Raw genomic sequence first — 8414 nt, forward strand, 5'->3', positions numbered from 1 at the left:
TTGACGTCTTGCTCTTGCACGATGGTTGCTCCTTGGGCCTAGAACGTCAGCCCGCCCTTGCGCAGGGCCTCGGCCAGGGCCTTGATGCGGCCGTGGTAGGGGTAAATTCCCCGGTCGAAGACGATCTTTTCGATGTTCTTCTCCCGCAGCCGCCGAGCCATCAGCTCGCCCAGCTTCTCGCAGCCGGCCAGGTTTTTGGTGTTCTTGACGGCGGCCTGGAATTCCTTCTCCAGGGTCGAGGCCGCGACCAGAATCGTCCCCGTTTCGTCGTTGACGGCCTGGGTGTAGACGTACCGGTTGCTCTTGAAGACGTGCAACCGGGGCCGTTCGGCCGTCCCGCGCACGGTCTTGCGGATGCGGGCCCGGATCCGGCTCTTGGCTTCGCTCTTGAGGATCGACTTGTCTTTAAGCACCGGTTACCCCCGCTTTCCGTTCTTTCTTGATCAGCTTTTCGCCGACGTAGCGGACGCCTTTCTGCTTGTACGGGTCGGGCTTGCGGAACGACTTGATGTCGATCGCAACCTGGCCCACCCGCTGCTTATCGATGCCCCGAATCGTCAGGAGGGTCGGCTTTTCCACCACCACTTCGACGTCGGGGGGCACGATGTAGATCATCGGCCGGGAGTAGCCCAAAGCCAGCTCGAGCTTGCCCTTGTCCAGCTTGGCCTTGTAGCCGACGCCGACGATCTCCAGTTGCTTCTGGAAGCCCTGGGAGACGCCCAGGATGGCGTTGGCAGCCAGGGCCCGGCACAGCCCGTGCAGGGATTTCTGGGGCTTGGAGTCGTCCCGCCGCTCCAACGTCAGCAGGCCGGCGTCGGCCTTGGCCGTGATGCCGTCGTGGAGCGGAGTGCGGAGCTTGCCCTTCTTGCCTTCGAACTCGATCCCGTCGGGGTGGAGGACCACCTTGACCCCGGCCGGGAGGGGAATCGGTTTTTTGCCTATACGCGACATGGCGGAATCCTTTCCTTCGGCCCTCACCAGATGGTGCAGAGGACCTCGCCGCCCAGCCCCAGCTCCTCGCAGCGCTTGCCGGTGACGACGCCCTGCGACGTGGAGATGACGGCCAGGCCCAGCCCGTCCAGGACCTTGGGGACGGCGTCCCGGGTGCAGAACACCCGGCAGCCGGGCTTGCTGATCCGGCGCGACCCGGTGATGACGGCCGGACCGGCCTCGGAGTACTTGAGGGTCACGGTCAGGACGTTCTGCGGCGCGGTTTCCAGGACCTTGAAGTTCTTGATATAGCCTTCCTCTTTCAGGATCTTGGCGATCTCGACCTTGAGCAGGGAGGAGGGCATCTGAACCTCCCGCCGCTTGATGCGGGAGGCGTTTCGGAGGCGGGTCAAAAAGTCCGAGATGGGATCGACACTCATGGGGTCTCCTTACCAGGACGCCTTGACGATGCCGGGGATCTCGCCCTTGTGGGCCAGCTCGCGGAAGCAGAGCCGGCACATGTCGAACTTCCGGTAATAGCCGCGAGAGCGGCCGCAGATGCGGCAGCGCTTGTGGGTGCGGACGGCGTACTTGGGCTTGCGCAGATACTTGGCGAAGGCCGATGTAGTGGACACGGTCACCTCTCTTTCGTCACGACTCGCGGAAGGGCATGCCCAGCTTCTTGAGCAGGGCGAAGGCCTCGGCGTTCGTCCGCGCCGTGGTGACGATCGTAATATTCATGCCTCGGGTCTTATCGACCTTGGTATAGTCGATCTCGGGGAAGACCAGCTGGTCGCGCAGCCCCATGGTGTAATTGCCGCGGCCGTCGAAGGCCTTGGGCGACACGCCGCGGAAGTCGCGGACGCGGGGCAGGACGACGTTGACCAGGCGGTCCATAAACTCGTACATCCTCTTTTGCCGGAGGGTCACGAAGCAGGCGATGGCGATCCCCTTGCGGAGCTTGAAGGAGGAGATCGACTTCTTGGCCCGAGACACGACCGGGGCCTGGCCGGCGATCTGGGTCAGCTCGGCCTTGGCCGCGTCCAGCAGCTTGGCGTTCTGGATGGCCTCGCCGACGCCGACGTTGATGACGATCTTCTCCAGGCGCGGCACGGCCATCGGATTGGTGATCCCAAATTCCTTCTCCAGCTCGGGCAGGATCTCTTTTTTGTAGCGGTCCAACAGGCGGCTCATCGGAAACTCCTCACTTGGCCTTGTCCAGGGCGCCGTCGCACTTGGGGCAGGTCCGGGACCGGCTGCCGTCCTCGAGCCGCTTGGTCCGCGGCCGGACGCCCGCGGCGCACTCGCCGCAGTAGAGCATCAGCCGGGACAGCGGGATAAGCGCTTCGCGCTCCATGATCCCGCCCTGGCGGTTCTTGGACCGGTCGGGCCGGATGAACTCCTTGACGAAATTCAGCCGCTCGACCAGGGCCTTGCCCTTGGCGGGGTTGACCTGGAGGACCTTGCCGGTCTTGCCTTTGTCTTTGCCCTGGCGGACGATCACGATGTCGTTCTTGCGGATGCCGGCGGCCATCACAGCACCTCCGGCGCCAGGGAGACGATCTTGGTGAACTTCTTCTCCCGCAGCTCGCGGCCGACCGGCCCGAAGACGCGGGTCCCGACCGGCTCGTTGGCCTTGTCGATGATGACGGCAGCGTTGTCGTCGAAGCGGATGTAGGAGCCGTCCCGGCGACGAATCTCCTTGCGGGCCCGGACCACGACGGCCCGGACAACCTTGCCCTTGGCCACCTTGCTGTCGGGCTCGGCTTCGCGGACGGTGGCCGAGATGACGTCGCCGATCGAGCAGATCAGCCCCACCCCGCCGCCCAGCGGCGTGATGCAGCGGATCTTGCGGGCCCCGGAGTTGTCCGCGACCTTGAGCAGGGTATACTGCTGGATCATGGCTTGCTCTCCTCAGCCGGGGTCTCGTCGGCTTTGGTCTCGGCGGCCGGCGTCTCGGCCGCAGGCGTCCCGACGAGGGTCGTCTCGACGATCTCGCTGGCCGTGGCCGTGGCGTCCGCCCCCAGGATCCCGACCACCCGCCAGCGCTTCAGCTTGCTGATGGGCCGGGTCTCGATGATGCGGACCTTGTCGCCGACCTTGCAGGCTTCCAGCTCGTCATGGGCCAGGAAGTTCCTGCGCTGGCGGACGATCTTCTTGTACAGCGGGTGGCGGACTTGCCGCTCCACCCGGACCGTGACGGTCTTGGCCATCTTCTTGGCCACGACCATCCCGACCTTGGTCGTCTTGCGCGAGGGCGCCGTGTTTGTCATGGGGTTGCCGTCCTTCCCTTCGCCTTGTCCTCCTGCAGGATCGTCTCGATGCGGGCGATGTCCTTGCGCAGGGAGCTCATCTTGGCGAAGTTCTCCAGCTGGCCGAGCTCGTTCTGGAAACGGAGCTTGAACAACTGGTCCTTGAGCTCGGCCTTCTTGCGCTCGAGCTCATCCGTGGCCAATTCGCGGAGTTCGTCGGCTTTCATCGCAATTCTCGATTCTCGCGGGAGATGAACCGGGTCAGAACGGGCAGCTTCTGGGCGGCCAGGCGCATGGCCTCGCGGGCCACTTCCTCGGTCACGCCTTCCAACTCGAACAGGACGCGGCCCGGCTTGACGACGTCGACCCAAAACTCGGGGTCGCCCTTGCCCTTGCCCATCCGGACCTCGACGGGCTTCTTGGTCACGGACTTCCAGGGGAAGGCCCGCAGCCACAGCTTGCCGCGCCGCTTCATGAACCGGCTGATGGTGATGCGGCCGGCCTCGAGCTGGCGGGCCGTGACCCAGCCGCACTCCAGGGCCTGCAGGCCGTACTCGCCGAACGACAGCGTCGCGGCGCGTTGGGCTTTGCCCCGCATGCGGCCCCGGGAGGTCTTGCGGTACTTGACTTTCTTCGGCATCAACATGGTCAGATCTCCTCAACCTCCGCGACCTGCGAGGTCATCTTGGCCTTCTCCACATCGCCTTTGTAGATCCAGACCTTGATGCCGATCTGGCCGTAGGTGGTGAAGGCTTCGGTGAACCCGTAGTCGATGTCGGCCCTGAGCGTCTGCAGCGGCAGCTGGCCGCGCAGATACCACTCGGTGCGGGCGATCTCAACTCCGCCCAACCGGCCGGAGCACATGATCTTGATGCCCTTGGCGCCTTGGCGGAGGGCCGACTCGACGGCCTTGCGCATGGCCCGCCGGTAGGCGATCCGTTTCTCCAGCTGGACGGCGATGCCTTCGGCCACCAGCAGCGAGTTGAGCTCGGCCTTATCGATTTCGCGGATATCGACGTAGACTTCCTTCTTGCAGATCTTTTCCAGAAAAATCTTCAGCCCCTCGATCTCCTTGCCGCCGCGGCCGATGATGATGCCCGGCCGGGCGGTGTGGACGAGGACCCGGACCTTGGGTCCGACCCGCTCCACGGCCACCTCGGCAATGCCGGCGTGAAAGTATTTTTCCTTCACGTCCTTCTTCATCTTAAGGTCTTCGTGGATCAAGCGGGCGTATTCCGGGCCATGGGCGAACCAGCGGGAACTCCACTGTTTGTTGAATCCCAGCCGGAAACCGTGCGGATGTGTTTTCTGTCCCATGGCTTACTTCCCTTTCCGTTCTTGGAGATAGACGTGGACGTGACTGGTTCGCTTGAGGACCCGGTAGGCCCGGCCCATGGGCGCCGGGCGGATCCGCTTCCAAGACGGGCCTTGGTCGATGTGGATATCGGCCACGACCAGGGTGTCGACGTCCAGTCCGGGGGATTTCTGTTGGGCGTTGGCGATGGCCGACCGCAGGGTCTTCTCGACGACCAGGGCGGGCTTCTTCTTGGCCGTGAATCGGAGGATGGTCAGGGCCTCGCCGACGAGCCGTTCCCGGATCTGGTCGGCGACCAGCCGGGTCTTCTGGGCCGAGACCCGGACGTGCCGGGTCACGGCGTGCGACAGGTAGACCGGGGCGTCCATGTCACTTCCCCACTTTCACGGCTTTGGCCGCCTTCGAGGTGTGGCCCCTGAAGGTCCGGGTCGGGGAGAACTCGCCCAGCCGGTGGCCGACCATGTTCTCGGTGACGAAGACCGGGATGAACTTGCGGCCGTTGTGGACAGCGATGGTCAAGCCGACCATCTCGGGGATGACGACCGAGCGGCGCGACCAGGTCTTGATGACGGTGCGCTTCGCCGTCTCGCCGGTCATGGCCGAAACCTTGGCCGCGAGATGCGCATCGATGAAGGGTCCTTTTTTCAGCGAACGGCCCATGATTACTTGTTCCTCCGTCTGACGATAAAGACCCGGGTCCGCTTGTTGCGGCGAGTCTTGAAGCCCTTGGTCGGGATGCCCTCGGGCGACACCGGGTGCCGTCCGCCCTTGGCCTTGCCCTCGCCGCCGCCATGCGGGTGGTCGATCGGGTTCATGGCCGTGCCCCGGACGTGGGGCCGCCAGCCGCGCCACCGGGTCCGCCCGGCCTTGCCGATGCTGACGTTCTGGTGGTCGAGGTTGCCGACCTGGCCGATGCTGGCCCGGCAGTCCAGCCCGATCTTGCGGATCTCGCTGGAGGGCAGCCGAACCTGGGCGAAATCGCCCTCTTTGGCCAGGATCTGGGCCCCGGCGCCGGCCGTCCGGCACATCTGGCCGCCGGCGTTCTTGTGCAGCTCGATGTTGTGGATGAGCGTGCCCAGGGGGATGTGGCGCAGCCGGGTGGCGTTGCCGGGGACGATGTCGACGACCCCGTCCGAGGCCAGGACGGCCTGCCCGGGCTTGAGGTCCTTGGGGGCCAGGATGTAGCGCTTCTCGCCGTCCTTGTACTTGATCAGGGCGATGAAAGCGGAGCGGTTGGGGTCGTACTCCATGGTCTCGACGACACCGGGGATCTCCAGCTTGTCGCGCTTGAAGTCGATCTGCCGGTACATGCGCTTGTTGCCGCCGCCGCGATGGCGGGTCGACAGGTGGCCCTTGTTGTTGCGGCCGCCGGACTTGGGCCGGGGCTCGAGGAGCGGCTTGTGCGGCCGGTCGCCCGTCAGCTCCTCGTAGGTCAGGGTCGTCCGATGGCGGAGCCCCGCGGTGAGAGGCCGGAAGGTTTTGATGCCCATGTTACATCGCCTCGAAGTATTCGATCATTTTCTCGCCGGCCTTCAGCCGGACGATGGCTTTCTTCCAATCCTTGGTGTGGCCGGAACTGCGGCCGACCCGGCGCTCCTTGCCGCCCTTGATCTGGGTGTGGACGCTTTCGACCTTGACCTTGAAGAGCTGCTCGACGGCCTTCTTGATCTCGGACTTGTTGGCGCCCAGGGTCACCTCGAAGCAGACTTCGCGGTGCTTGTCCCGCAGGGTCGTGCTCTTTTCGGTGATCACGGGCCGCAGGATGATCTTGGTGGGGTCCATGCTCATTTCCATCTCTCCACGAGGAACTCGAAAGCCTGCCGGCTCAAAACCAGCCAGGGGAAGGCTAGGACGTCGTGCGTGTTCACGGTCCGCCAGTCGACGGCCTTGACCTTGGGGATGTTCCGCGTCGCGGCGAAGAGGGCCGCGTTCTCGCGGACGTCGACGACCAGGGCCGATCCGACCTTGAGCCCCAGGAGCAGGGCGGCGGCTTCCTTGGTCTTGGCCGTGGCCAGCTTGAGATCCTCGACGATGAGGAACCGGCCGTCGGCCATCTTGGCCGCCAGGGCCGAGCGCAGGGCCTGGGACTTGGCCGCCTTGGGCAGCCGGACGTCGTAGTCCTTCGGCCGCGGGCCGAAAGTGGTGCCGCCCTTCCGCCAGATGGGGCTGCGGGTGGCGCCGGCCCGAGCCCGGCCCGTGCCCTTCTGCCGCCAGGGCTTGCGGTTGGAGCCGCTGACTTCGGCCCGGGTCTTGGTCGAGACGGTGCCGCGGCGCTGGTTGGTCAAATGGGTCACCACCGCCTCGTAGATCAGGTGCTGGTGAATCGGGGCCTCGAAGACCCCGGCCGGGAGCTCCAGCTCCGCCTTGATGTTGCCTTTGTGGTCCAGTACGTTGGTTTTGGCCATGGGATTCTCGCTTAGGCCTTGACGATCACGACGTACGTTCCGTTGGCCCCGGGCACCGCCCCCTCGATCATCAGGAGGTTGTTGGCCCGGTCGGTCTCGAAGATCCGCAGGTTGCGGACCGTTACCTTGTCGGCGCCCATCCGACCGCCCATCCGCAGGCCTTTGACGACCCGGGAGGGGTAGGAAGAGGCGCCGATCGATCCGGGCGCCCGGTGGAACATCGAGCCGTGGGCCCCGCCGCCGCCTTTGAAATGATGCCGCTTAACGACGCCCTGGAAGCCCTTGCCCTTGCTGACGCCCGTGACGTGGACTTTCTGGCCGGCTTCGAACATGTCGCAGAAGACCTGATCGCCTTCCTTGGCCTCGCCCTTGACGGGAAACTCCCGCAGGACGCGAAGGACCGGAGAGCCGGACTTCAGGAAATGGCCCTGCAGAGCCTTGGAGGGCTTGCGGGCCGGCTTGGCCTCGACCAGGCCCATCTGGAGGGCGTCGTAGCCGTCCTTGGCCTTGGTCTTCCTTTGGATCACCGTGCACGGCCCGGCCAGGATCACCGTCAGGGGAACGGCGTTCCCCGCGGCGTCGAAGGCCTGGGTCATGCCCACTTTCTTGCCGATCAATCCGTCGACCATCGCTTACTCTCCGGTGCCGAAGGCCTGGATCTCGACGTCGATCCCGGCCGGGAGGTCCAGCTTCTGGAGCTCCTCGATCGTCTCGTTGTTGTACTCGCTGATGTCGATCAGCCGTTTGTGCACGCGCATCTCGAAATGCTCGCGCGACTTCTTGTCGACGTGCGGCGAGCGCAGGACGCAGAAGCGGTGGATCCGGGTCGGCAGCGGGATGGGGCCCGAGATATGGGCGCCCGTCCGCTTGGCCTTGACCACGATATCCTTGACCGACTGGTCCAGCAGCCGATGGTCGAACGACTTGAGGCGGATTCTGATTTTCTCCATGGCCACTTTCCTTGATGTATTTCAGCGGGGCCACATACTTGGTTCGTGGACCCCTTGGGTTTCGTCCATCCTACTCCAGGATCTCCGTGACCGTGCCGGCGCCGACGGTTCGTCCGCCCTCGCGGATGGCGAACCGCAGCCCCTTCTCCATGGCCACGTCCGAGATCAGGGTGATCTCCAGGTTCACGTTGTCGCCCGGCATGACCATTTCGACGCCGGCGGGCAGCTTGGCGTCGCCCGTCACGTCCGTCGTCCGGAAGAAGAACTGCGGCCGGTAGCCCGTGAAGAACGGCGTGTGCCGCCCGCCCTCTTCCTTGGTCAGCGCGACCACGGTGGCGTTGAACTTGTGGTGCGGCGTGATCGAGCCCGGCTTGGCCAGCACCTGGCCCCGCTCGACATCGGTCTTGCCGATGCCCCGCAGCAGGCACCCGATGTTGTCCCCGGCCTGAGCCTGGTCCAACAGCTTCCGGAACATCTCCACCCCCGTGACGATCGACTTGCGCGTCTCGGCGAACCCGACGATCTCGATCTCGTCGCCCACCTTGACCACACCCCGATCCAC

18 protein-coding genes and 1 pseudogene are annotated in these 8414 nt (G+C 65.0%); all 19 read right to left on the minus strand.

Annotation, left to right across the window (positions count from 1 at the left end; all coding sequences use genetic code 11):
• Window positions 1-38: 38 nt before the first annotated feature.
• Entirely contained in the window at window positions 39-395 is a 357-nt protein-coding gene (gene rplR / locus NTZ26_10655; protein MCX6560955.1) for a 50S ribosomal protein L18, read from the minus strand.
• Window positions 396-405: 10 nt separating this feature from the next.
• Window positions 406-951, minus strand: a complete 546-nt coding sequence (gene rplF, locus NTZ26_10660) for a 50S ribosomal protein L6 (GenBank protein ID MCX6560956.1) — start codon at window positions 949-951, stop codon at window positions 406-408.
• A gap of 23 nt (window positions 952-974) precedes the next feature.
• Window positions 975-1370: a 30S ribosomal protein S8 gene (rpsH, locus tag NTZ26_10665; protein MCX6560957.1), complete on the minus strand. Its 396-nt coding sequence runs from the start codon at window positions 1368-1370 to the stop codon at window positions 975-977.
• Between the two features lie 9 nt (window positions 1371-1379).
• Window positions 1380-1565, minus strand: a complete 186-nt coding sequence (locus NTZ26_10670) for a type Z 30S ribosomal protein S14 (protein MCX6560958.1) — start codon at window positions 1563-1565, stop codon at window positions 1380-1382.
• Between the two features lie 16 nt (window positions 1566-1581).
• Window positions 1582-2124, minus strand: coding sequence for a 50S ribosomal protein L5 (rplE, locus tag NTZ26_10675; GenBank protein MCX6560959.1), 543 nt, complete (start codon window positions 2122-2124; stop codon window positions 1582-1584).
• Between the two features lie 10 nt (window positions 2125-2134).
• Window positions 2135-2464: a 50S ribosomal protein L24 gene (rplX, locus tag NTZ26_10680; GenBank protein ID MCX6560960.1), complete on the minus strand. Its 330-nt coding sequence runs from the start codon at window positions 2462-2464 to the stop codon at window positions 2135-2137.
• Window positions 2464-2832: a 50S ribosomal protein L14 gene (gene rplN, locus NTZ26_10685; GenBank protein ID MCX6560961.1), complete on the minus strand. Its 369-nt coding sequence runs from the start codon at window positions 2830-2832 to the stop codon at window positions 2464-2466. The genes rplX and rplN overlap by 1 nt, the downstream gene beginning before the upstream one ends.
• A 122-nt stretch (window positions 2833-2954) precedes the next feature.
• Window positions 2955-3203 (minus strand): annotated as a pseudogene (rpsQ, locus tag NTZ26_10690) (30S ribosomal protein S17).
• Window positions 3200-3409, minus strand: coding sequence for a 50S ribosomal protein L29 (rpmC, locus tag NTZ26_10695; protein ID MCX6560962.1), 210 nt, complete (start codon window positions 3407-3409; stop codon window positions 3200-3202). The pseudogene rpsQ and the gene rpmC overlap by 4 nt, the downstream one beginning before the upstream one ends.
• A complete protein-coding gene (gene rplP, locus NTZ26_10700) occupies window positions 3406-3828 on the minus strand; it encodes a 50S ribosomal protein L16 (protein MCX6560963.1) in 423 nt (140 codons plus the stop codon). Before rplP ends, rpmC begins: the two co-directional genes overlap by 4 nt.
• A 2-nt stretch (window positions 3829-3830) precedes the next feature.
• Window positions 3831-4499 (minus strand): 30S ribosomal protein S3, encoded by a 669-nt coding sequence (gene rpsC / locus NTZ26_10705; protein MCX6560964.1) that lies wholly within the window; start codon window positions 4497-4499, stop codon window positions 3831-3833.
• Between the two features lie 3 nt (window positions 4500-4502).
• Entirely contained in the window at window positions 4503-4865 is a 363-nt protein-coding gene (gene rplV, locus NTZ26_10710; protein MCX6560965.1) for a 50S ribosomal protein L22, read from the minus strand.
• 1 nt (window position 4866) lies between these two features.
• The gene (rpsS, locus tag NTZ26_10715; protein ID MCX6560966.1) at window positions 4867-5157 is read right to left on the minus strand and encodes a 30S ribosomal protein S19; all 291 of its coding nucleotides are present in this window, start codon (window positions 5155-5157) and stop codon (window positions 4867-4869) included.
• Window positions 5158-5159: 2 nt separating this feature from the next.
• Entirely contained in the window at window positions 5160-5987 is an 828-nt protein-coding gene (gene rplB, locus NTZ26_10720; protein ID MCX6560967.1) for a 50S ribosomal protein L2, read from the minus strand.
• A gap of 1 nt (window position 5988) precedes the next feature.
• A complete protein-coding gene (rplW, locus tag NTZ26_10725) occupies window positions 5989-6279 on the minus strand; it encodes a 50S ribosomal protein L23 (protein MCX6560968.1) in 291 nt (96 codons plus the stop codon).
• 2 nt (window positions 6280-6281) lie between these two features.
• Window positions 6282-6902, minus strand: a complete 621-nt coding sequence (gene rplD, locus NTZ26_10730; GenBank protein ID MCX6560969.1) for a 50S ribosomal protein L4 — start codon at window positions 6900-6902, stop codon at window positions 6282-6284.
• Window positions 6903-6913: 11 nt separating this feature from the next.
• Complete coding sequence (rplC, locus tag NTZ26_10735) at window positions 6914-7531, minus strand: 50S ribosomal protein L3 (protein ID MCX6560970.1); 618 nt, start codon at window positions 7529-7531, stop codon at window positions 6914-6916.
• Window positions 7532-7534: 3 nt separating this feature from the next.
• Window positions 7535-7852: a 30S ribosomal protein S10 gene (gene rpsJ, locus NTZ26_10740; protein MCX6560971.1), complete on the minus strand. Its 318-nt coding sequence runs from the start codon at window positions 7850-7852 to the stop codon at window positions 7535-7537.
• Window positions 7853-7922: 70 nt separating this feature from the next.
• The coding region (locus NTZ26_10745) for an EF-Tu/IF-2/RF-3 family GTPase (GenBank protein ID MCX6560972.1) at window positions 7923-8414 on the minus strand (492 nt) is incomplete at its 5' end.

The sequence above is a fragment of the Candidatus Aminicenantes bacterium genome (assembly GCA_026393855.1).
In the GTDB taxonomy this organism is placed as follows: Bacteria; Acidobacteriota; Aminicenantia; order Aminicenantales; family UBA4085; genus UBA4085.